The organism is Chelatococcus albus (genome assembly GCF_030067675.1).
Classification (GTDB): Bacteria; Pseudomonadota; Alphaproteobacteria; order Rhizobiales; family Beijerinckiaceae; genus Chelatococcus_A; species Chelatococcus_A albus.
The window spans coordinates 20,703-41,766 of the sequence record NZ_JASJEV010000013.1 but is presented as its reverse complement, the minus strand read 5'-3'; the positions used below and the strand labels follow the sequence as shown (position 1 = coordinate 41,766).

Annotated in this window: 18 protein-coding genes and 1 pseudogene; 11 read left to right on the top strand and 8 right to left on the bottom strand. The window is 68.5% G+C overall.

The annotated features are described in order from the left end of the window. Window positions 1-86: 86 nt before the first annotated feature. Window positions 87-2,006: a methyl-accepting chemotaxis protein gene (locus QNA08_RS16495; RefSeq protein WP_283741822.1), complete on the bottom strand. Its 1,920-nt coding sequence runs from the start codon at window positions 2,004-2,006 to the stop codon at window positions 87-89. Between the two features lie 397 nt (window positions 2,007-2,403). Between QNA08_RS16495 and QNA08_RS16490 the strand changes: the two genes are divergently transcribed. Further along, complete coding sequence (locus tag QNA08_RS16490; RefSeq protein WP_283741821.1) at window positions 2,404-2,982, top strand: L,D-transpeptidase; 579 nt, start codon at window positions 2,404-2,406, stop codon at window positions 2,980-2,982. 185 nt (window positions 2,983-3,167) lie between these two features. On the opposite strand, the pseudogene QNA08_RS16485 reads toward QNA08_RS16490, so the two are convergent. Continuing rightward, window positions 3,168-3,428 (bottom strand): annotated as a pseudogene (locus tag QNA08_RS16485) (adenylate/guanylate cyclase domain-containing protein); the annotation flags it as partial. Window positions 3,429-3,514: 86 nt separating this feature from the next. Continuing rightward, window positions 3,515-3,889, bottom strand: a complete 375-nt coding sequence (locus tag QNA08_RS16480) for a gamma-butyrobetaine hydroxylase family protein (protein WP_283741820.1) — start codon at window positions 3,887-3,889, stop codon at window positions 3,515-3,517. Between the two features lie 162 nt (window positions 3,890-4,051). Between QNA08_RS16480 and moaA the strand changes: the two genes are divergently transcribed. The 6 genes from moaA to QNA08_RS16450 all read left to right on the top strand — a co-directional run bounded on the left by moaA (window position 4,052) and on the right by QNA08_RS16450 (window position 11,331). Then, on the top strand, window positions 4,052-5,065 hold the full coding sequence (gene moaA / locus QNA08_RS16475; RefSeq protein WP_283741871.1) for a GTP 3',8-cyclase MoaA: 1,014 nt from the start codon (window positions 4,052-4,054) through the stop codon (window positions 5,063-5,065). 178 nt (window positions 5,066-5,243) lie between these two features. After that, a complete protein-coding gene (solA, locus tag QNA08_RS16470) occupies window positions 5,244-6,392 on the top strand; it encodes an N-methyl-L-tryptophan oxidase (protein ID WP_283741819.1) in 1,149 nt (382 codons plus the stop codon). Window positions 6,393-6,455: 63 nt separating this feature from the next. Continuing rightward, window positions 6,456-7,388 (top strand): DMT family transporter, encoded by a 933-nt coding sequence (locus tag QNA08_RS16465; RefSeq protein WP_283741818.1) that lies wholly within the window; start codon window positions 6,456-6,458, stop codon window positions 7,386-7,388. Continuing rightward, window positions 7,385-8,578 carry a multidrug effflux MFS transporter gene (locus tag QNA08_RS16460; RefSeq protein ID WP_283741817.1) on the top strand — a complete coding sequence of 398 codons (1,194 nt, stop codon included), beginning with the start codon at window positions 7,385-7,387 and terminating at the stop codon, window positions 8,576-8,578. The genes QNA08_RS16465 and QNA08_RS16460 overlap by 4 nt, the downstream gene beginning before the upstream one ends. Before the next feature lie 284 nt (window positions 8,579-8,862). Beyond that, window positions 8,863-9,465 (top strand): TRAP transporter small permease subunit, encoded by a 603-nt coding sequence (locus QNA08_RS16455; RefSeq protein ID WP_283741816.1) that lies wholly within the window; start codon window positions 8,863-8,865, stop codon window positions 9,463-9,465. A gap of 36 nt (window positions 9,466-9,501) precedes the next feature. After that, the gene (locus QNA08_RS16450) at window positions 9,502-11,331 is read left to right on the top strand and encodes a TRAP transporter large permease (protein WP_283741815.1); all 1,830 of its coding nucleotides are present in this window, start codon (window positions 9,502-9,504) and stop codon (window positions 11,329-11,331) included. A 112-nt stretch (window positions 11,332-11,443) separates the two neighbouring features. Here QNA08_RS16450 and QNA08_RS16445 read toward each other — a convergent pair whose 3' ends face one another. From QNA08_RS16445 to QNA08_RS16425, 5 genes are all read right to left on the bottom strand, one after another. After that, window positions 11,444-12,532: a TRAP transporter substrate-binding protein gene (locus QNA08_RS16445; protein ID WP_283741814.1), complete on the bottom strand. Its 1,089-nt coding sequence runs from the start codon at window positions 12,530-12,532 to the stop codon at window positions 11,444-11,446. A gap of 203 nt (window positions 12,533-12,735) precedes the next feature. Continuing rightward, a complete protein-coding gene (locus tag QNA08_RS16440) occupies window positions 12,736-13,824 on the bottom strand; it encodes a TRAP transporter substrate-binding protein (RefSeq protein ID WP_283741813.1) in 1,089 nt (362 codons plus the stop codon). 215 nt (window positions 13,825-14,039) lie between these two features. Continuing rightward, window positions 14,040-15,128: a TRAP transporter substrate-binding protein gene (locus QNA08_RS16435; RefSeq protein ID WP_283741812.1), complete on the bottom strand. Its 1,089-nt coding sequence runs from the start codon at window positions 15,126-15,128 to the stop codon at window positions 14,040-14,042. A 189-nt stretch (window positions 15,129-15,317) separates the two neighbouring features. After that, a complete protein-coding gene (locus QNA08_RS16430; RefSeq protein WP_283741811.1) occupies window positions 15,318-16,250 on the bottom strand; it encodes a cytochrome-c peroxidase in 933 nt (310 codons plus the stop codon). Between the two features lie 41 nt (window positions 16,251-16,291). Continuing rightward, complete coding sequence (locus tag QNA08_RS16425) at window positions 16,292-17,404, bottom strand: Mrp/NBP35 family ATP-binding protein (protein WP_283741810.1); 1,113 nt, start codon at window positions 17,402-17,404, stop codon at window positions 16,292-16,294. A 185-nt stretch (window positions 17,405-17,589) separates the two neighbouring features. Between QNA08_RS16425 and QNA08_RS16420 the strand changes: the two genes are divergently transcribed. From QNA08_RS16420 to QNA08_RS16405, 4 genes are all read left to right on the top strand, one after another. Further along, window positions 17,590-18,375, top strand: coding sequence for a transporter substrate-binding domain-containing protein (locus tag QNA08_RS16420; RefSeq protein ID WP_283741809.1), 786 nt, complete (start codon window positions 17,590-17,592; stop codon window positions 18,373-18,375). 376 nt (window positions 18,376-18,751) lie between these two features. Further along, window positions 18,752-19,531: a transporter substrate-binding domain-containing protein gene (locus QNA08_RS16415; protein ID WP_283741808.1), complete on the top strand. Its 780-nt coding sequence runs from the start codon at window positions 18,752-18,754 to the stop codon at window positions 19,529-19,531. A gap of 62 nt (window positions 19,532-19,593) precedes the next feature. Then, entirely contained in the window at window positions 19,594-20,310 is a 717-nt protein-coding gene (locus QNA08_RS16410) for an ABC transporter permease (RefSeq protein WP_283741807.1), read from the top strand. Next, window positions 20,307-21,023 carry an ABC transporter permease gene (locus QNA08_RS16405; protein ID WP_283741806.1) on the top strand — a complete coding sequence of 239 codons (717 nt, stop codon included), beginning with the start codon at window positions 20,307-20,309 and terminating at the stop codon, window positions 21,021-21,023. The genes QNA08_RS16410 and QNA08_RS16405 overlap by 4 nt, the downstream gene beginning before the upstream one ends. Window positions 21,024-21,064: the final 41 nt, after the last annotated feature.

Sequence of the window (21,064 nt, the reverse complement as noted above, 5' to 3'; positions counted from 1 at the left end):
TGCGGCCGCGCCGCCACCCGAGGATATGGGGCCGGGCGCCGTGCGTGAAAAGCACGGCGGATTGCGGCGGTGGTGGGGAATCGGCCCTAGGCTGCCCGCACGGCGACCAGGAAGGCGTTGATCTCCCGTCCGAGCCCCTCCGCCGCCCGCGCGAGGTCGCCCGACAGCAGGAGCACGCGGTCGGCAACCACCTTGGCGCCCTCGGCCGTCGTCTCCGCCTCGGCGACGGCCATGGCGCCGGAATGGGCTTCGCTCGAGGCCTGTTCCACGCGGCTCGCGATCAGATCGACCGAGACGCTCTGCTCTTCTACCGCGGTCGCCACGGAATGGGTGGCAAGGGCCATCTCGGACATGATGCCGTTGACGCGGGAAATCGAGCCGATGGCTTCGGCGGACGCCTGCTGGATGGCCGCGACCTGGCTCGCGATGTCGCTCGTGGCGCGGGCCGTTTCGGTCGCGAGCGCCTTCACCTCGGCGGCAACGACCGCGAAGCCCCGGCCGGCGTCGCCGGCGCGCGCGGCCTCGATGGTGGCGTTGAGCGCGAGCAGGTTGGTCTGCGCCGCGATCGCCTGGATGAGCCCGACGATCTCGCCGATGTGCCCGGCGCCGCCTTCGAGCGCCGCCATGGCGGCAACGGCGCGGTCGACTTCCTCGACGACGCGGTTCGACACGCTGCTGGAGCGGGCCGCCTGCCCGGACACCTCGGCGATGGAGGCGGACATCTCCTCGGCCGCGCGCGCAACCTCGGTGACGAATTCGGCGACCTTGGCGGCGGCCTCGCCGGCGAAGCGCGCCTGGGTGGTCACGTCCGAGGAGGCCTTGTCGAGCGATAGCGAGGTCTCCTCCAGCGCCGAGGCGGCGTGCCTGACGCTGCCGACGGCGTCGGCCACCGCACTCTCGAAGGCGAGGATCGCCGCTTCCAGGCTGCGCGCGCGCTCCGCCTGTCGCTGGTTGAAGGCCTCGCGCTCGCCGCGCAAGCCCTCGCGCTCGATGGCGTTGTCGCGAAAGACCGTGAGCGCGCGCGTCATGTCGGCGATTTCGTCCCTGCCGTCGACCGGCGGGATCGAGGCCGCGAGGTCGCCTTGCGCCAGGCGTTCCATCGCCTGGCGCAGGCGCGTAAGCGCGCGCGTCAGGCCCTGCCCGATGACGATGCTGAGCGGCAGACCGGCGAGCAGCACGAGGACCATGACCGACAGGATCGTCATGCCCGTGCGGGACTGGACCCTGTCGAGAGTTTCCGCATTCCTCTTGGCGATGGCGACCGTCGCGTCCTGCAGGCTGGCGAGCAGCGGCGCCATGACATCGAAATTGTCGCGCAGACGATCCATGCGCAGGCCAAGGGCGCGCTCCCGCTCGACCCAGACCCCGAAGGCAGCGCCATAGGCCTCGATGCCGTCGGCGAGCGCCTTCAGCTCCTCGGCGGGAAGCTGAAGCGATGCCTGCATGCGTCGGAGAATGCTCATCTGGGCATCGAAGCGGCCGGCCACGACGTCCGGCTGTTCGCGGCCGAAGCGGACGTCGCTCTCCAGCATGCGCATCTTCGCGGCGATGAGCTGCAGCCTGTGGGCCTGCGCGTCGCCGTGGCGATCTGCGATCTGCATCACGGATGCGCTGAACGCGTCTCCGGTCCGCCCCAGCATGGCGTTCAGCGCGTCCTCGGAGGACCAGCCGATCTCGTCCTGCAAGGCCAGGATTTCGGCGAGCATCTCGCCGTTGCGGCGGGCGAACTCGGACAGTTGCGCGAGCGGCGCCGCCGTCTCCGGGCTACGGCCAAGCGCCCCGAGGTGGTCCACCTGGGTGCGGAATCCGGCCGCAAGCTGCGTGATCTGGTTGCCGGCCGCCCGGGTCCGCTTGAGCACGAAATCGCGTTCGGCCATGCGCAGCATCGCGAGATCGGCCTCGACGTCGCGGCTCGCGGTGGCGAGAACGACGGCCGCGCGATAGTCCCGGAAGGCCGCCTCCTGCATGTCGCGACCGACGAGATAGGCGGCTGCGGTCGCGGACATTCCCGCCCCGAAGAGGCCGGCGAGGACGAGAACGCGCGTGCGAACGGTGAAACGTGCGAGGCGTGAAACTGGGACGGGCATGATCGTGCGGGCTGGCGGCGGACATCGAGGCCGGGAGGCCCGATTCGCCACCTCGCCGGCCCCTTCGCCCAAGGTCATCATGGAAGAATTGAGCAAACGTTTACGGTAATTCGTTACCAGAAATTAACCCAGCCGGCACCACGAGCCCCGGAAAGTGTGGCGGGCACGCCACTCGTCCCGCGCTTCACGCGTTTGTGCAACCGCGAGCGTTGCGGCTCTGGCACCATTTGGACAGATTGCGGGCACAAGGGCGCCGAAACCAAGGCGCCCTTGTGACGTTGAGCGATTGTTGCACCTGGACTTGTCGAGGCTTCCGATGCGCCGCCTTCTCGTTGCGATCGCGGGTTTCTGCGCCGTGGTGGGCGCGGCCGCGAACGCCAATGCCTATGAAATCGACCCTCTGACGCGCCAGCCCCTGTCCGCCCAGCCGGACAGCCTCCGGCCGCAGGCGTCGCCGGTTCCGCGCGAGACCATCACCTATAACGGCCCCTACGGGCCCGGCACCGTCATCATCTCGACGGGCGAACGCCGGCTCTACCTGGTCCAGCCGGGCGGCAAGGCCATCCGCTACGGCATCGGCGTCGGCCGGCCGGGCTTCACCTGGGGCGGCACCCAGTCGATCACCATGAAGCGCGAATGGCCCGACTGGCGCCCGCCGGCGCAGATGCTGCGCCGCCGCCCGGACCTGCCGCGCTACATGCCCGGCGGCCCCGACAATCCGCTCGGCGCCCGCGCCATGTACCTCGGCTCGACGCTCTACCGTATCCATGGCTCCAACGAGCCGGAGACGATCGGCCAGGCGGTCTCCTCGGGCTGCATCCGCATGGTCAACGAGGACGTCATCGACCTCTACGAGCGCGTGAAGGTCGGCACACGCGTCGTCGTCCTGCGCTGACACATACCACGGTCCTCCTTCGATCCCGGGGCTGGCTTCGACCGGCCCCTTTTCGTTGCGCCGGGGTCGCTGCCGTCGCAGCCCCGCGCCGGCCCGTGAACCGTCCCGACACGCCCCGAGCCAGAGCGCGCCCGGCGCCCGCTTCGGCGGGGGCGTCCGAGCGCAATCTCCTCACGGATTGATCCTCAATCCGCCAGTCTCGCCTTGCGCAGGCCTTCGACGATCCGTTCGAAATCAGCGGGATTGCGGTAGGGCAGGATTCGTCGCCGTTGCTCAAGGGAGTAGGCCGGATTGATCTTCATCGCCTGATCCCAGTGGATGCGCGCCTCGTCATGCCGACCCAGGTGGCCGCAGATCGCGGCGAGCAGCACGCGGCTGACATCGGTATTGGGGTTGCGGATCAGCCGCCGTTCGAGGGCGGCGATCGCCTCCTCGGTCCGTCCGAGGGCGATGCTCCGGAAAGCCGCCGCCTCCTCGAGAAATGACCGATCGCAGGACGAGAGCCGCGTGCGGGACGCTGCCCCGGAGTGGCTCAGCGTCGCCGGACGGGCTCGCGCGACAGGCCCTTCTCCTCGAGCTCGCCCAGATAGGCATTCCACTTCGCCGTCTGTTCGGCGCCGAGCTCGTGCAGGTAGTCCCACGTGTAGATGCCGGTGTCGTGGAGGTCGTCGAAGACGAGCTTGACGGCGTAGCGGCCCACCGGCTCGACGCCGATGATCTCCACGTTGCGCTTGCCGGCAATGGTCTTGCGCTGGCTCGGCCCGTGGCCCTGCACCTCGGCGGAAGGGCTGAGCACGCGCAGATATTCGGCGGCGAGATCGAAGCGCGAGCCGTCATCGAAGGCCACGCTCAAGGTCCGGCGATCCTTGCCGAGCCTGATCTCCACCGGCCAATGCCTCGCTTCCATGGCTGTCTCCCGGGCGAAGAGCCGCAGCCGGCATGCCGCCTTGCGAATTGACCCGGCTGCCGACCATCCTAATTATATCTGACCACATATAGCGGCCGCTGGTCGCGCCGAGAAACCGACGGCTGTGGAGTAAGCCTCGTGGCCCAGGGTGCCCTCGCCCTTATGCAGGAGACCGCGGATCGTCCGCTGATCGACCCGTTCGGGCGGACCATCACCTATTTGCGTGTCTCGGTGACGGACCGCTGCGATTTCCGCTGCGTCTACTGCATGGCCGAGGACATGCACTTCCTGCCGAAGCGCGACCTTCTGACGCTCGAGGAGCTCGACCGGCTGTGCAGCGTCTTCGTCGGGCGCGGCGTGCGCAAGCTGCGCATCACCGGCGGCGAACCGCTCGTGCGCCGCGACATCATGCATCTCTTCCGTTCGCTGTCGCGCCACCTCGCGAGCGGGGCGCTCGACGAGCTCACGGTGACAACCAACGGTTCCCAGCTGGCCCGCTACGCCACGGAACTGGCCGATTGCGGCGTCCGGCGCGTCAACGTTTCGCTCGACACCCTCGATGCCGCGAAGTTCCGCGCCACCACGCGCTGGGGCGATCTCGGCAAGGTCATGGCCGGCATCGACGCCGCCCAGGCTGCGGGACTCGCCGTCAAGATCAATGCCGTGGCGCTCAAGGGCGTCAACGAGGACGAAATCCCCCGCCTGATCGACTGGTCCCATGGACGGGGCATGGACCTGACGCTCATCGAGGTGATGCCGCTGGGCGAGATCGAGCCCGCCCGCGTCGACCAGTTCCTGCCGCTGTCGCTCGTCAAGGCGCGCCTCATGGAGCGCTATACGCTCGACGAGATCGACTACCGCACGGGCGGGCCTGCCCGCTATGTGCGCGTGCGCGAGACGGGTGGGCGGCTCGGCTTCATCACGCCGATGACGCATAATTTCTGCGAGAGCTGCAATCGGGTGCGCGTCACCTGCACGGGCACGCTCTACATGTGCCTCGGCCAGGAGGACGCGGCCGACCTGCGCGCGCCGCTGCGCGCAAGCGAGAGCGACGCGCCCCTCGAAGCCGCCATCGAGCGCGCCATAGCGCGAAAGCCCAAAGGCCACGACTTCGTCATCGACCGGCGCCACGCGCGCCCGGCGGTGGGCCGCCACATGAGCGTCACCGGCGGCTGACGCCGCGCTCCGCAACATTGCCTCGCGGCGACGGCCGCGCCCTGCCGCACCTGCATCCCTGCACTGCCGCGCGCGCGGAGCCCGCCCTGCTTCCCCGCCTCGACGGCCCGCACGAATGCCCCTACCCTGCGCGGCCGGGCCGAACGGCCATGCAAGAAAGAATCGACGGGAGGGCAGCGTGGCGGCGGGCCAAGGCACCTACGACGTCATTGTCGTCGGCATCGGCGGCATGGGATCGACGACGGCCTGGCAGCTCGCCAGGCGAGGCCAGCGCGTCCTCGGGCTCGAGCGTTTCGACATCGGCCACGGCATGGGCTCCTCCCACGGCCACAACCGCATCATCCGCCGCGCCTATTTCGAGAATCCGCGCTACGTCCCCCTGCTCGATCGTGCCTATGCGCTGTGGCGGGAGGCCGAGCGGGCGTGGGGCGAACAACTCCTCTTCGTCACGGGCGGGCTCGACGCCGGCCCGGAGAACAGCCGCGTGGTGCAGGGGTCCCTCGCCTCCTGCCGGGAGCACGGCCTTGCGCACGACGTGCTGACGGCCGGCGAGGTCGCCCGGCGCTTCCCGGGCTGGCGGCTCGCCGAGGACCACATTGCCGTCTACCAGGCGGACGCGGGCTTCGTCGCCTCCGAGCGCTCCATCCTCGCCCATGTCTCCATGGCGATCGCGGCGGGCGCCGACATCCGGGCACGCGAGAAGGTCCTGGCTTGGGAGCCGACGGCGACGGGCGTGCGGGTAACGACCGAGCGGGGCGTTTACGAGGCGGGCCGCCTCGTCCTCTCCGCCGGCGCCTGGATCGGCGACTTCGTGCCCTCCCTCGCCGCGCAGGTGGTTCCCGAGCGGCAGGTGCTCGGCTGGTTCCGCACGAGCGATCCGAGCCTCTTCGCGCTGGAGCGGTTTCCGGTCGGCATCCTCTCGGATGCCGCCGGCCACTTCTATGTCTTCCCGCAGTGGGGCATCCCGGGCTTCAAGATCGGACTGTACCACCACCTGCACGAGACGGGTCATGCCGACACGCTGTCGCGCGAGCCGACGGCGCGCGACGAGGCGGTTCTGCGCGACGGCGTCCGGCGCTTCTTCCCCGCGGCTGACGGCCCCGTGCTCGCCCTGAAGGCCTGCCTGTTCACAAACACCCCGGACGAGCATTTCATCATCGACAGGCTGCCGGACCTGCCGCAGGTGATCGTGGCCTCGCCCTGTTCGGGGCACGGCTTCAAGTTCGCGAGCGTCGTCGGCGAGGTGCTTGCGGACCTCGCCATGGACCGTCGACCGGCCTTCGATCTGTCCCTGTTTGCGCTGGAGCGTTTGACGGCGACCGCCTGAGTTTCGATATCGCCGCAATTCAAAGGGCCTTTCGCGCGCCATCGGGCGCACAGGAGATTTTCCGTGGCATCGGCAGCCGACAACCGGCGCGGCATACTGGCCATGCTCGCCGCGATGGCGTGCTTCATCACCAACGACATGCTGGTGAAACTCGTCGCCGGCGCCCACGCGACCAGCCAGATCGTCGCCATTCGCGGTGTCTTCGCCGTGCTGGCGGCATTGACGCTTGCCGCCGCGTTCGGCCAGTTGCGGCACCTGCCGCGGGTCGCGCAGCCGGCGGTCGGCCTGCGGGCCCTGCTCGAAACGGGCACGGCCTTCACCTTCATAACCGCGCTCGCCCACCTGCCGCTCGCCAACATCACCGCAATCCTGCAGGGTACCCCTCTGATCATGACGCTGATCGTGGCGGTGAGCGGGATGGAGGTGGTCGGCTGGCGCCGCTGGGGAGCGATCCTCGTCGGCTTCGCCGGTGTCCTGGTCGTCATCCGACCTGCGACCTCCGGCTTCGACCTCTGGTCGGCGGTCGCCGTGCTTGCGGCGGTCCTCGCGGCGACCCGCGATCTGGTGACGCGGAGGATCAGTCCGGAGGTTCCCTCCCTCCTGGTGATGCTCGCCACGACGGTCGCGGTCATGGTCCTCGGCTTCGCTGCGGGGGCGAGCGAGGGGTTTGCCTCCTGGCGGCCGATCGGCCTGCGTGAGGCGCAGCTGCTCGCCGGTGCCGCCGTCGTCGTCTCCATCGGCAACTACTGCATCGTGGTGGCCTGCCGGAACAGCGATGTCGCCCTCGTGTCCTCCTTCCGATACAGCATCATCGTCTGGGCGACGGCGCTCGGCTATCTCGTCGGGGGCGACCTGCCGGGCCTGACCACCATCGCCGGCACGCTGCTGATCATCGCGAGCGGCCTTTACACCATCCATCGCGAGCGTGCGCGCGCCCGGGCGGCGGTCGCGCCGCTGGCCGCCGTCGCGGCCCCGAGCGGCGAGGCCCGGCCGTGACCCCTTCCGCAGCCGCCCGCCCCGGCCTTGCCGTGCTCGTCGCCATCTCGGCGCTGCAGCCCTTCGCGCTCAACGTCCTCGCGCCCTCGACGCCAGCCCTGTCGCGCGCCTTCGCGACCGACTACGCCACCATCCAGCTCACGCTGGGGCTCTATCTCCTCGCCGTGGCGGTCACGCAGTTCGTTGTTGGCCCGATTTCCGACCGGATCGGCCGGCGGCCCTGTGTGCTCGCCGGGATTGTGCTCTTCACGCTCGGGTCGCTCGGCGGAGCCTTCGCCATGACGACACCGGCGCTCCTCGGCGCGCGGGTCGTGCAGGCGGCGGGGGCGGGCACCGCCTTCTCCCTCGCCCGCGCCATCGTGCGCGACACATCAGGTCGCGACGAGGCGGCGAGCCGGCTCGGCTACCTGACCATGGTCATGGTCGTCGCGCCGATGGTGGCCCCCTTCGTCGGCGGCCTCATCGACGAGCGTTTCGGCTGGCGCTGGATCTTCGGCGCCAAGGCGATGCTGGGCGTCGCCGCCGGCCTCTTCACCCTCGCCGCCCTGAGCGAGACCGCCCCGCGCAACGGGGCGGCGGCAAAATTCGCGGACATGCTGCGGGCCTTCCCCCTCCTCGTCGGCGATCGCGCCTTCCTCGGCTATGCGCTCGCCATGGCCTTCACCTCGGCCGCCTTCTTCGCCTTCGTGGCGGGCGCGCCGCACATCGTGGTCGCGGTGATGGGCCAGCCGGCCGACGTCTACGGCGCCTATTTCGTCGTCAATGCCGGCGGCTACATGCTCGGCAACTTCATCTCCGGCCGCTATGCGCTGCGCCTCGGCACGGACCGCATGGTCACCATCGGCACGCTGCTCTCGGTGCTCGCCGTCGCGGCCGAGGCCGTCGTCGCGACGACCTGGGCGTGGACGCCGGCCACGCTCTTCATTCCCCTCTCGGTCACCGCCGTCGGCAACGGCCTCACCCTGCCCGGCGCGACGGCGGCCGCCCTGTCGGTGCGGCCGGAGGCGGCCGGCACGAGCGCGGGCGTCGCCGGGGCACTGCAACTCGGCCTCGGCGCCGTCACCTCCGTCGTCGCGGGCGCCGCGGTCACACGCTGGCCGCTCGCGCTCGTCGGCCTCATGCTCGCCTGCGTGCTCGCCGGCTATGCGGCGCACCGCTTCGGCCTCGCCGCGAGGCGCGCGCCGCGCTGATGCGGCGCCCGGCGTCATGCGGCAAGACCGGGCGCACCTTCCGCATCCGGAATGCGAGGAAGCGCCCCGCTGGCGGCGCCCGCAGAAGGATCGCGACGGGCCGGCGCGCCGTTTCGAAACTTTTGGACAGGTCAGCCCTGTTGAACGTTCGCCTTGTGTCGCGGTGGCCATTGGGCTAGGACCCGCCATGGGGTGGGCGCGACGGGCGGGAACCCGCCGGCGCCCGGCCACTTCCAGAGCAAGCCTCCAAAGAGGGGCCCACGGAACGCACGAGGGGAAGTCCGGTGACCCTGTTTCTCTCCATCAGTCGCGCCATCGACGCGATCAACGGCCGCATCGGCCGCTGGGTCGCCTGGCTCATTCTGGCGGCCGTTGTCGTCTCGACGGTCAACGCCATCATCCGCAAGCTCTTCGACGTGTCGTCGAACGCCTGGCTCGAACTGCAGTGGGTGCTCTTCGGCGCGGTGTTCCTGCTGTGCTCGCCGTGGACGCTGCTCAACAACGAGCACATCCGCATCGACATCGTGAACAGCCGCTTCTCGAAGCGCGCGCGCGACTTCATCGATGTCTTCGGCACCGTGGTCTTTCTGCTCCCGTTCACGCTCGTGATGATCATCACCTCGCTGCCCTTCGCGCAGCGCTCCTTCCTGATCAACGAGCAGTCGCTCAATGCCGGCGGCCTTGCCCAGTGGCCGTCGAAGTTCCTCATTCCGATCGGCTTCGTCCTTCTCTTCGTCCAGGCCATCTCCGAGCTCATCAAGCGCATCGCGATCATCCGCGGCGACATGGAAGACCCGCATGCGGGCGGCGGCGGCCATGGCGCCGCGGCCGAGGCGGAGGCCGAACGCCTGCTGCAGCAGGCCGGCAACGACGCCCCCATCGCCTGACCCCTCGCGACCGATATCTGCCCCGGAGCTCGCCCCATGGCTGGGTTTATCATCCACAACATGGCGCCGATCATGTTCGCGGCGCTCGTCGTCTTCCTGCTGCTCGGCTATCCGGTCGCCTTCGCGCTCGCCGCCAACGGCCTCATCTTCGGCCTCCTCGGCATCGAGCTCGGCCTGTTCCGCCCTGATTTCCTGCAGGCCCTGCCGGAACGCATCTACGGCACGATGAACAACGACGTGCTGCTGGCCATTCCGTTCTTCACCTTCATGGGCCTGATCCTCGAACGATCCGGCATGGCGGAGGACCTGCTCGACACCATCGGCCAGCTGTTCGGCACGATCCGCGGCGGCCTTGCCTATGCCGTCATCTTCGTCGGCGCGCTCCTCGCGGCGACCACCGGCGTCGTCGCCGCCTCGGTGATCTCGATGGGCCTCATCTCGCTGCCCATCATGCTGCGCTACGGCTATGATCGCCGGCTCGCCTCGGGCGTCATCGCCGCATCGGGCACGCTCGCCCAGATCGTCCCGCCCTCGCTCGTCCTCATCGTCATGGCCGATCAGCTCGGCCGCTCGGTGGGCGACATGTACGAGGGCGCCTTCGTTCCCGGCCTCGTGCTCGCGGGCCTCTACGCCGGCTACGTCTTCCTCGTTTCGATCTTCAATCCGAAGGCCGCGCCTGGCCTGCCGGTCGACGCCATCGGCTTCCGCGAGCCGAGCGGCGCGCGCGGCGTCTGGCAGCTCGGCGTGCTCGTTGCCTTCTCCGCGGCCGTCGCCATCTACGTGATGAGGCAGACGACGATCCGCGCCGGCGCCGACTTCGTCATCCTGACGATGTCGGTGGCGGTCGTGGTGTCGTTCCTGTCGGCGCTCTTCAACCGCCTCCTCGGTGCCAGGCGCCTCGTGCTCACGGCCCTCGTCGCGGTGGCGTTCGCCGTCGCCTACGTGATGCTCAAGAACGCCGGCTGGGCACGCACCGCGCTCCTCGCCGAGGCGCTCATCGCCGGCACGCTCTATGCGCTCGTGGCGGGCGCCATCGAGCGTTTCACGGGCTTCCGCCTCATCTCGCGCATCGCCGAGCAGGTCACCTTCGTCATGGTGCCGCCGCTCGGCCTCATCTTCCTCGTGCTCGGCACCATCTTCATCGGCGTCGCGACGCCGACCGAGGGCGGTGCCATGGGCGCGACGGGGGCAATCCTGCTCGCCATCATGAAGGGCCGCCTGCGCTTCGACCTCGTGCGCCAGGCGACGGAAGCGACGGCCAAGCTCTCGGCCTTCGTGCTCTTCATCCTGGTGGGCGCGCGCGTCTTCTCGCTCACTTTCTACGGGGTCGACGGGCACAAGTGGGTGGAGGAACTACTCGTTTCGCTGCCGGGCGGGCAGACGGGCTTCCTCGCCTTCGTCAACGTGCTCATCTTTGTCCTCGCCTTCTTCCTCGACTTCTTCGAGCTCGCCTTCATCGCCATCCCGCTCATCGGGCCGGCGGCGGAGCGCATCGGCATCGACCTCATCTGGTTCGGCGTCATGCTTGGCGTGAACATGCAGACGAGCTTCATGCATCCGCCCTTCGGCTTCGCCCTCTTCTTCCTGCGTTCGGTGGCGCCGAAGCTTCCGTACGTCGACCGCGTGACGGGCAAGACGATGGAGCCGGTGACCACCGGCCAGATCTACTGGGGCGCCGTGCCCTTCGTCGTCATCCAGTGCATCATGGTGGCGCTCGTCATCCTCTTCCCGCAGATGGTAATGCACTACAAATCGACCGGGCCACAGATGGACCAGAAGCAGATCGAGCAGCAGCTCCAGCAGCTCACGCCCGGTCTCGACAGCATCGCCCCGCCGCTCGATCTCGCCCCGCCCAAGATCCAGTGAGGCCGTGACCCGGGAGGAGCGGCCGCCCCCGAGAGAAGCCACTGCCAAACAGGAAGGCCCCCTGGAGCTCAAGCTCCAGGGGGCCTTCCTGTTTGGTGCGGGAACGGCAGCGTCAGCCGCGCGTGCGGGTCCGGATCATGAAGTTGTCGTAGGTGTATTCACACACCTGCCACCACAGATATTCGTCGTTGCGGAAGGCCTTCATTGAATCGTAGATCTTCTTGAAGGTCTCGTTCTTCGCGCTGATCTCGTCGAAGAGCTCGATGGTCGTCTTGAAGGAGGCCTCCATGATCTCCTGCGAGAAGGGCCTGAGCTGCGCGCCGCCGGCCACGAGGCGCTTCAGCGCCGCCGGGTTCCTGGCGTCGTACTTCTCCGCCATGTCGTTGTTGGTGAAGGCGGCAGCCTGCGCCAGAATGGCCTTGTAGTGCTTGGGCAGCTCCTCCCACTTCTGCCTGTTGATGAAGAAGTGGATGGAGGCGCCGCCTTCCCACCAGCCCGGATAGTAGTAGTAGGGCGCGACCTTGACGAAGCCGAGCTTCTCGTCGTCGTAGGGTCCGGCCCATTCGGCAGCGTCGATCGTGCCCTTCTCCAGCGCCGGATAGATGTCGCCGCCGGCGATCTGCTGCGGCACGACGCCGAGCTTCGCCAGCACCTGGCCGCCGAGGCCGCCGATGCGCATCTTGAGGCCCTTCAGGTCGTCGACGGTCTTGATCTCCTTGCGGAACCAGCCACCCATCTGGGCCGTGGTGTTGCCGCCGGGCAGGCCGTAGGCGCCGAACCTGCTGTAGAGTTCGTTGAGCAGCGTCATGCCGTCGCCGTGGTTGAACCAGGCGTTCTGCTGGCGCGTGTTGAGGCCGAAGGGCACGGCCGTGCCGAAGGCGAAGGCCGGATCCTTGCCCACGTAGAAATAGGGCGCCGAATGGCACATCTCCACGGTGCCGTTCTGCACGGCGTCGAGCGCCTGCAGTCCCGGCACGATCTCGCCGGCGGCGAAGACCTGGATCTGGAACTTGCCGTCGGTCGCCTCGCTCACCGCCTTTGCCAGCACCTCGCCGCCGCCGTAGATCGTGTCGAGCGACTTCGGGTAGCTCGAGGTCAGGCGCCAGCGGATTTCCGGGTTCGACTGGGCGACGGCCGGCGCCGCGACCGCGCCGGCGGCCAGGCCGGCACCCGCGGCCTGCAGGAAGTTGCGACGTTTCATCTAAGGCTCTCCTCGGTCCCTCCCCCTCCTGTCGGCTGTTGCGGATCGTTGCCGCGCTCCCCCCTCATGCGAGCTGCAATGTGTCCCGCTTCGCCCGGCTTGCGCAAGCAACGATCACGAGCAGCCGGCGTTTTCCCGCCCGCAACGACGAAGCCCCGGGGCCGGGCCCCGGGGCTCGTCCAGCAGATGAAGAGACCGTTGCCTCAGCCGCGGGCGCGGGCCCGGATCATGAAGTTGTCGAAGGTATATTCTGCCACCTGGAACCAGAGATATTCGTCGTTCCGGAAGGCCATCATGGCATCATAGACCTTCTTGAAGTCGGCGTTCTTGGCCGACGTCTCGGCATAGAGCTCGTTGGCCGCCTTGAAGCAGGCTTCCATGACCTCCTGCGGATAGGGGCGCAATTGCGCACCGCCGGCGACGAGGCGCTTGAGGGCGGCCGGGTTCTTGGCGTCGTACTTGGCCTGCATGTCGACATTGGCGAGGCCGGCGGCCGTCACGAGCAGCGACTGGTAGGCCTTGGGCAGTTCGTTCCACTTCGCCTGGTTGATGAAGAAGTGCAGCGCGGCGCCGCCCTCCCACCAGCCGGGATAGTAGTAGTACTGTGCGACCTTCTGGAAACCGAGCTTCTCGTCGTCATAGGGGCCGACCCACTCGGCGGCGTCGATCGTGCCCTTCTCGAGCGCCGGGTAGATGTCGCCACCGGCGATCTGTTGCGGCACGGCACCCAGCTTGCCGAGCACCTGGCCGGCGAAACCGCCGATGCGCATCTTCAGGCCCTGCAGATCGGCCGGCGTCTTCAGCTCCTTGCGGAACCAGCCGCCCATCTGGCAGCCGGTGTTGCCGCCGGGCAGGGCGTGGATGTTGTACTTCCTGTAGAACTCATTCATCAGGTCCATGCCGCCGCCGTGGTAAAACCACGCATTCTGCTGGCGGGCATTGAGGCCGAAGGGCACGGCCGTTGCGAATGCGAAGGTCGGATCCTTGCCGACGTAGTAATAGGAGGCGGTGTGGGCCATCTCGACCGTGCCGTTCTGCACCGCGTCGGCCGCCTGAAGACCCGGCACGATCTCACCCGCTGCGAAGACCTGAATCTGGAACTTGCCGTCGGTCGCCTCCGAGACCGCCTTCGACAGCACCTCGCTGGCGCCGTAGATGGTGTCGAGCGACTTGGGGAAGCTCGAGGTCAGGCGCCACTTGATCTCGGGGCTGGACTGGGCAATGGCGGGAGCCGCGACGGAACCGGCCGCGAGCCCGGCGCCCGCAGCCTGCAGGAATTGACGACGCTTCATACGGTTCTCCTCCCGGAGTTATGCAGAATCGGCACGCCCCCTCTGTGTTTTTGGCGTGTCGGAGGTGCAAGGAGGGCACAACCGCCTTGCCTTCGCAACTGCGATCGCACTCAAATCCGGGCGAGCATCATTCGACTTTCGACGTAGAAAGAGCCCCGGACCGGGCGGTCCGGGGCTCTGCGATCGGCGCGATGCGCGAAAGGCCTTGCGGCCCTTCAGCCGCGGGCGCGCGCCCGGATCATGAAGTTGTCATAGGTATATTCGGCCACCTGCCACCACAGGTACTGGTCATTCCTGTAGGCCTGCATGGCCTGGATGATCTTCTTGAAGTCCTCGTTCTTCGCGCCGATCTCCGCATAGATCTCACCGGCCGCCTTGTAGCAGGCCTCCATCACGTCCTGCGGATAGGGGCGCAGCTGCACGCCGGCGCCGACAAGGCGCTTCAGCGCTGTCGGGTTCTGCATGTCGTAACGCGCCGCCATCCAGGTATTGGCGTAGGTCGAGGCGTTGATCACTGCCGCCTGGTAGCTCTTCGGCAGCTTGTTCCACTGCTCCAGGTTGATCATGTTGTGGACCATCGGCCCACCTTCCCACCAGCCCGGATAGTAATAGTACTGGGCCACCTTGGCGAAGCCGAGCTTCTCGTCGTCGTAGGGGCCGACCCACTCGGCCGCATCAATGGTGCCCTTCTCGAGCGCCGGGTAGATGTCGCCGCCGGCGATCTGCTGCGGCACGACGCCGAGCTTCGACACGACCTGACCGGCGATGCCGGCGATGCGCATCTTCAGCCCCTGCAGGTCGGCGGTGGACTTGATCTCCTTCCGGAACCAGCCGCCCATCTGGCAGCCGGTGTTGCCGGCCGGCAGCGCGTGCACGTTGTACTTCTTGAAGAAGTCGTTGAAGAGCTCGGCTCCACCGCCCTGGAACATCCAGGAGTTCTGCATACGGGCGTTGAGGCCGAAGGGAACGGCCGAAGCGATGGCGAAGGTCGGATCCTTGCCGACGTAGTAATAGGCGACGGTGTGGCACATCTCCACCGTGCCGGCGGACACGGCGTCGAGCGCCTGCAGGCCGGGGACGAGCTCGCCCGCGGCGAAGACCTGCACCTGGAACTTGCCGTCGGTCATCTCGGCGAGCTGCTTGGCGAAGACCTCGGCGCCGCCATAGATCGTGTCGAGCGACTTCGGGAAGCTCGACGTCAGACGCCACTTGATCTCGGGATTCGACTGGGCAATGGCCGGGCTGGCGACGGCGCCCGCGGCGAGACCGGCGCCCGCCGTCTGCAGAAACTGGCGACGTTTCATATCAACTCGTCTCCTCGGATTCCTCCCGTTTGGTCTGGCGATTGCGGATCGTTGCCGCGTTCCCCTTATCGCGCGCAACAAGAGCCGAGTTGCGTGGGCTGCGCAACCGAAAAGACGCCGCGTAAGCGGGCATGTCGGCAGGCGAGGAGACCACGCGGCGCACCACCATTCCGGCCCGCTGCGCGCCGATCAGGGCAGCGGAACCGGCCGCGGCGCATCCTCGCTCGAGAGCGTCGCGAGGAAGGCGGCGAGCGCGGCGCGCTCCGCCTCCGACAGCCGCTCCGCACGGCTGTCGCCGCCCGGCGCCGACGGCCGCGGATGGCGGGCGAGCGCTTCGGCCAGTGTCGGCGCCGAGCCGTCGTGCAGATAGGGCCCGCTCCAGGCGAGCTCCCTGAGGCTCGGCGTGCGCAGGCGCAGGGCGGCGGCGTCCCATGCAAACTCGCGCACCGCATCGTCGGTCAAACGCCAGCCGACGTGGCAGCCGGCGCAGCCGGCCTTGCCGGTGAACAGGCGATAACCCTCAGCCTCCTGGGGGAGCAGAGCATCCGCCTCCCCCGCGACCCAGCGGTCGAAGCGCGTCACCGGCGACACGAGCGAGCGCACGTAGGCCGCCAGCGCCTCGGCGGCCGTCGTCTCGCTCGGTCCGGATGCGTCCGGGAAGGCGCGCGCGAAGCGCGCCCGCATGTCCGGATCGGCGCCAAGGCGCGTGAGCACGGTGGCCCAGTCGGTGCCCATCTCGGCGCGATGCACGACGGGCGCGCGAACCTGATCCTCAAGACGCTCGAGGCTGCCGTCCCAGAGGAGACGCCGCGCCCAGGCGAGGTTCCACAGGGCGGGCGTGTTGCGGGCGAGCGGCTCGCCCGCGACACCGACTGCGCGCGGACGCGCGTCGGAGAAGGCGAGACCGTGATAGTGGCAGCTGTCACAGGCGAAGCTTCCATCGCGCGACAGGCGCGTGTCGCGAAAGAGACGCCGGCCGAGGGAGACGCGTTCGGGCGCCAGGGGCTGCGGCAGGGCCTGAGGACGCGCGAAGGCGGCAAGGCCGGGTGGTCGCTCGGCAGCGCGCGGCGCCCCCGTCCGCGTCGCGGCGGCGAGAAGGGCGAGGCATGCGGCGAGCGCCACGGCGGCGGCCCTCCGCGCGGCATGCCGCGCCCGGCGCATGGCTATTCGATCACGATGCGCGGGGCGGCGCGCCGCGTCGCCTCCCCCATGAGGGCGTCGCGCACGCGGCGCGCGATGTCGAGATAGGTGGCGGCATGCGGGCCGTCCGGCACCGTGACGACGACCGGCAGGCCGGCGTCCGACTTCTCGCGGATCTCCATGTCGAGGGGCACCTCGCCCAGGAAGGGCACACCCAGCCGCTCCGCCTCGTGCCGCGCGCCTCCATGGCCGAAGATGTCCGAGCGCGTGCCGCAGCTCGGGCAGAGGAAGTAGCTCATGTTCTCGACGAGGCCGAGCACCGGCACCTCCACCTTGCGGAACATGGCGACGCCGCGACGCGCGTCGATGAGGGCGAGATCCTGCGGCGTCGAGACGATGACCGCGCCGGCGAGCGGTACGGCCTGGGCCATGGTGAGCTGCGCGTCGCCGGTGCCGGGCGGCATGTCGACGACAAGCACGTCGAGCTCGCCCCAGTCGACCTCGCGCAGCATCTGCTGGATGGCGGACATGACCATGGGCCCGCGCCAGATCATGGCCGCCTCCTCCTCGACGAGGAAGCCGATGGACATGACCTTGAGGCCATAGCCCTCGAGCGGGCGCAAGGTGCGGCCCGAGACGATCTGCGGCTTGCCCTTCAGCGCCAGGAGCTTGGGCATCGAGGGGCCATAGATGTCGGCATCGAGGACGCCGACGGCCAGGCCGAGGCGCCGGAGCGCCAGCGCCAGGTTGGCCGCGGTGGTCGACTTGCCGACGCCGCCCTTGCCGCTTGCGACCGCGATGATGTGCTTGACGCCGGGCACGGCCGCCTTTGCCTGCGCCGCGGCGGCACGCGGTCCCGGCGCCGGCCGCGCCGCGGGGGTGGCGGCGGGCGGCCGCTCCGAGGTCAGGGTCACGACGGCGCCCGCGACGCCGGGCAGGCTCTTCACCGCAGCCTCTGCGGCCTCGCGCATCGGCTCGAGTTCCATGGAGCGGCGCGGGTCGATGGCAATGGAGAAGTAGACGCGGTCGCCGCTCACCACGATCTCCGACAGGGCGCCGGAGCGGGGCAGAGGCGTGGCGCCGTCCGGCCCCGGAATCGCGGCGAGACGTTCGAGAACGATTTCCTTCGTGACCATCTGAGCCTCATTATAATCGCAGCCATTTGGTCCGAGGCGGGTCCCTCGGTCAATCGGATGCGCGGTCGCGCTTGCGCAACGCTCCCGGGCGAACCATTCTCCAGCCTCCGCAGCCCTGGCGCCCGCCCGCCGCCCCTGTCGTTTCGCGGCGCAGCGGGACGACAGGAACCGTCCCGCGTCCGATCATGTCGCAAGCATCGCGTCTCGCCCTCGTCCTCGCCGCCGTCGCCACCATCACCGGCCCCGCCCTCGCCACCCCCGGCAAAACGTGGACCACCGTGCGCATCGCCACTGAGGGCGCCTACCCGCCCTTCAACTATGTCGATGCGACCGGCCAGCTCCAGGGTTTCGAAATCGATATCGCCAGGGCGCTTTGCAGCGACGCGGCGCTGACCTGCGATTTCCAGACGCAGGACTGGGAGAGCCTCATCGCAGGCCTTCGCGCCGGACGTTACGACGCCATCGTCGCCTCGCTGTCGATCACGGAGGAGCGTCGGCGCAAGATCGCCTTCTCCAAACGCTACTACCGCACGCCCCAGGCGCTCATCGCGCGCAAGGATGCCGCGATCAAGGGCATTTCGCCGGCCGACCTCGAGGGCAAGGCCATCGGCGTGCAGGAGCATTCGCTCGCCGCCGATTTCCTCGACGACCGCTACAAAGGCGTGGAGGTGAAGACCTATGCCACCCTCGACGAGGCGAATCTCGACCTCGCGGTCGGGCGCATCGACGCCGTGTTCGGCGACAAGTTCGCGCTCGCGGAATGGCTGAAGCGGGCGCGCGAGGCGCATTGCTGCGTCTTCAAGGCGGACGCGCCGGACGAACCCGCCTTCTTCGGCGAGGGCTACGGCATCGGCCTGCGCAAGCAGGACGGCGAGCTCAAGGCGATCTTCGACAATGCCATCGACGCCATCGTCGCCAACGGCACCTACGACCGGATCAGGGCCCGCTACTTCGACTTCGACGTGAGGTGAGTCGTCACGCCGCAGCATCTTGAGCCCGCCGCGGCTGAGACCGCAGCAACTGCAGTGCCCGGGCCGCACAAACGCAACCCCTGCACCCGCGGCCGCCGCATCATTCCGATCTCGGCTCCCTTGCGTCCCGGCCGGCAGCAGAACCGGCGGGCGCTTCTCCACTCCGCGCGAGACCTGCCGCCCCTGCCCGATCCCGGGGCACCGGCTGCATCTCATTGTTGCGGACGGGGACCACGGCGACTGTTGCGCTCGGGTGAGCGCCTGTTGCACAGTCGGCGCTCGCAAGAGGCGAAGGGTCCGCAACGACGAAGCCACGCGACGGGGGCGCAGGCTGCGCCCGGCGCGGCGGGGAACCTTCGAGAGGGAGAACAAACATATGAAGATTGCTCGTCTGGCCGCCCTGTCGGCTGCGATCCTGCTGGCAGGCCTCGGCGGCGCCTATGCGCAACAGAAGGAATGGAAGACCGTCCGTATCGGGACGGAGGGCGCCTATCCGCCCTACAACAACCTGAACGCCAAGGGAGAGCTTGAAGGCTTCGAGATCGACTACGCCAAGGCGCTGTGCGCCAAGATGAAGGTGACCTGCACCTTCGTGGCGCAGGACTGGGACGGCATCATCCCGGCCCTGCTCGCCGGCAAGTACGACGTCATCATCGCCGGCATGAACGCCACCGACGAGCGCAAGCAGAAGGTCGCCTTCTCCCACACCTACGTGAAGGAGCCGCCGGCCTTCATCGCTTCCAAGAAGGTCACCTCGACCGACGTGACGCCGGCCGCGCTCAAGGGCAAGACGATCGGCACCCAGTCCTCGACGATCCACGCCAACTTCCTCGAGAAGTTCTATCCTGACGCCAAGATCAAGCTCTATCCGACGCAGGAGGAAGCCAACCTCGACCTCGCGAACGGGCGTCTCGACTATGTCGTCGCCGACAAGACCTCACTGTGGGCCTTCCTGAAGGACAAGGGCAAGGACTGCTGCAAGCACGTCGCGGACGTGAAGCGCGACCCCGCCATCCACGGCGAGGGCGTGGCCGTGGCCTTCCGCAAGGAGGACACCGCCCTTCTCGAGATGTTCAACAAGGCGATCGACGAATCGCTCAAGGACGGCACGCACAAGGCGATCGCCGCCAAGTGGTTCGACTACGAAGTCATGTGACCTGAAGAGCCCGGGCCGCCCGACGCGCGGGCGGCCCGCCGCACTTCTTCGGGCATGACACGATGGACCGTTACCTTCTTCTTCTCTCCTACGGCCCGGAGGGCTGGGGCGATGAACTCGTCCAGGGAGCCCTGATCACCATCGGGCTGGCGATCGCGACCCTTCCCTTCGGCCTCGCCCTCGGGCTGCTGGTGGCGCTCGCGGCGCGTTCCCCCTCCCGGATGTCGAAGCGCGTCGCAACGGTCTACACGACCGTGTTCCGCGGCGTGCCGGAGCTTCTGACGCTCTACATCGTCTACTACGGCATGCAGATGGGACTGCAGAGGCTGTGGCGGGCGATCGGCTTCCCCGGCTCCTTCGAGATGAACTCCTTCGTCGCCGGCATGATCGCGCTCGGCCTCGTGCTCGCGGCCTTCTCGAGCGAGGTGTGGGTCGGTGCGCTGAACGCCATTCCGCGCGGCCAGCGCGAGGGAGCGGCGGCGCTCGGCCTGAGCAAGGGGCAGACCTTCCGCCTCGTGATCCTGCCGCAGCTCCTGCGCGTCGCCCTGCCGGGCCTCGGCAACAACTGGATGGTGCTTCTCAAGGAAACCTCGCTCGTCTCCACCATCGCACTCGCCGACCTCATGTTCGTCGCCAACCGCGCCAATGTGGTGACGAAGGAGCCGTTCCTCTTCTTCGGCGTCGCCTCCGGCATCTACATGCTCTTCTCGCTCGTCTCGACGGGCGTGCTCGATCAGCTCGAGGCCCGCGCGAACCGCGGCTACAGGACCCGCGCATGAGCCTTACCGACATCCTCGGCCTCTTCCTCAACCTGGACGTGCTCGAGCGTTACGGCTGGCGCATGCTCAACGGCCTCGGCGTGACGATCGAGCTTGTGGCCATCTCGGTGCCGCTCGGGCTCGTGCTCGGCTTCGGCCTCGCGCTGGCGCGGATGTCGGGCAAGCCCGTCCTTTCGCCGCTGGTGCGCGGCTACTCGTCCTTCTTCCGCGGCACGCCGCTGCTGTGCCAGCTCTTCCTCGTCTATTACGGTGCCGGCCAGATCCGCGAACCGCTCGAGGCCGTGGGCCTGTGGGGCTTCTTCCGCGAGGCGTTCTTCTGCGCCGCCTTCACCTTCACGCTCAACACGGCCGCCTACCAGGGCGAGATCCTGCGGGGGGCCATCCAGTCGCTGCCGCGCGGACAGAAGGAGGCGGCGGCGGCCCTCGGCCTCGGCTGGTATCGCACGATGCGGCACGTGATCATGCCCCAGGCCATGGCGGTGGCCCTGCGGCCGCTCGGCAACGAACTCATTCTCATGATCAAGGCGAGCTCGATCGCCTCGCTCGTTACGGTGTTCGACCTCATGGGAGCGACGCGCTTCGCCTTCGCCCGCACCTTCGACCTGCAGGTTTATCTCTATGCGGCGGTCATGTATCTCGTGCTGGTCGAGACCATCCGCCGGGTGTGGGACGTCTTCGAGCGCCGCCTGACCCGGCATCTCACCCACGCGTGAGGCGGCCCGCGGCCGCCCGCGCCCTCCATCCTTGCGGAGAC

Coding starts and splice junctions, on each gene's coding strand:
- QNA08_RS16445 (WP_283741814.1), bottom strand. CDS start 12,532: ATGAAACGTCGCAACTTCCTGCAGGCCGCGGGTGCCGGCCTGGCCGCC.
- QNA08_RS16480 (WP_283741820.1), bottom strand. CDS start 3,889: ATGGAAGCGAGGCATTGGCCGGTGGAGATCAGGCTCGGCAAGGATCGC.
- QNA08_RS16410 (WP_283741807.1), top strand. CDS start 19,594: ATGGACCGTTACCTTCTTCTTCTCTCCTACGGCCCGGAGGGCTGGGGC.
- QNA08_RS16435 (WP_283741812.1), bottom strand. CDS start 15,128: ATGAAACGTCGCCAGTTTCTGCAGACGGCGGGCGCCGGTCTCGCCGCG.
- QNA08_RS16425 (WP_283741810.1), bottom strand. CDS start 17,404: ATGGTCACGAAGGAAATCGTTCTCGAACGTCTCGCCGCGATTCCGGGG.
- QNA08_RS16495 (WP_283741822.1), bottom strand. CDS start 2,006: ATGTCCGCGACCGCAGCCGCCTATCTCGTCGGTCGCGACATGCAGGAG.
- QNA08_RS16405 (WP_283741806.1), top strand. CDS start 20,307: ATGAGCCTTACCGACATCCTCGGCCTCTTCCTCAACCTGGACGTGCTC.
- QNA08_RS16415 (WP_283741808.1), top strand. CDS start 18,752: ATGAAGATTGCTCGTCTGGCCGCCCTGTCGGCTGCGATCCTGCTGGCA.
- QNA08_RS16420 (WP_283741809.1), top strand. CDS start 17,590: ATGTCGCAAGCATCGCGTCTCGCCCTCGTCCTCGCCGCCGTCGCCACC.
- moaA (WP_283741871.1), top strand. CDS start 4,052: ATGCAGGAGACCGCGGATCGTCCGCTGATCGACCCGTTCGGGCGGACC.
- QNA08_RS16490 (WP_283741821.1), top strand. CDS start 2,404: ATGCGCCGCCTTCTCGTTGCGATCGCGGGTTTCTGCGCCGTGGTGGGC.
- QNA08_RS16440 (WP_283741813.1), bottom strand. CDS start 13,824: ATGAAGCGTCGTCAATTCCTGCAGGCTGCGGGCGCCGGGCTCGCGGCC.
- QNA08_RS16450 (WP_283741815.1), top strand. CDS start 9,502: ATGGCTGGGTTTATCATCCACAACATGGCGCCGATCATGTTCGCGGCG.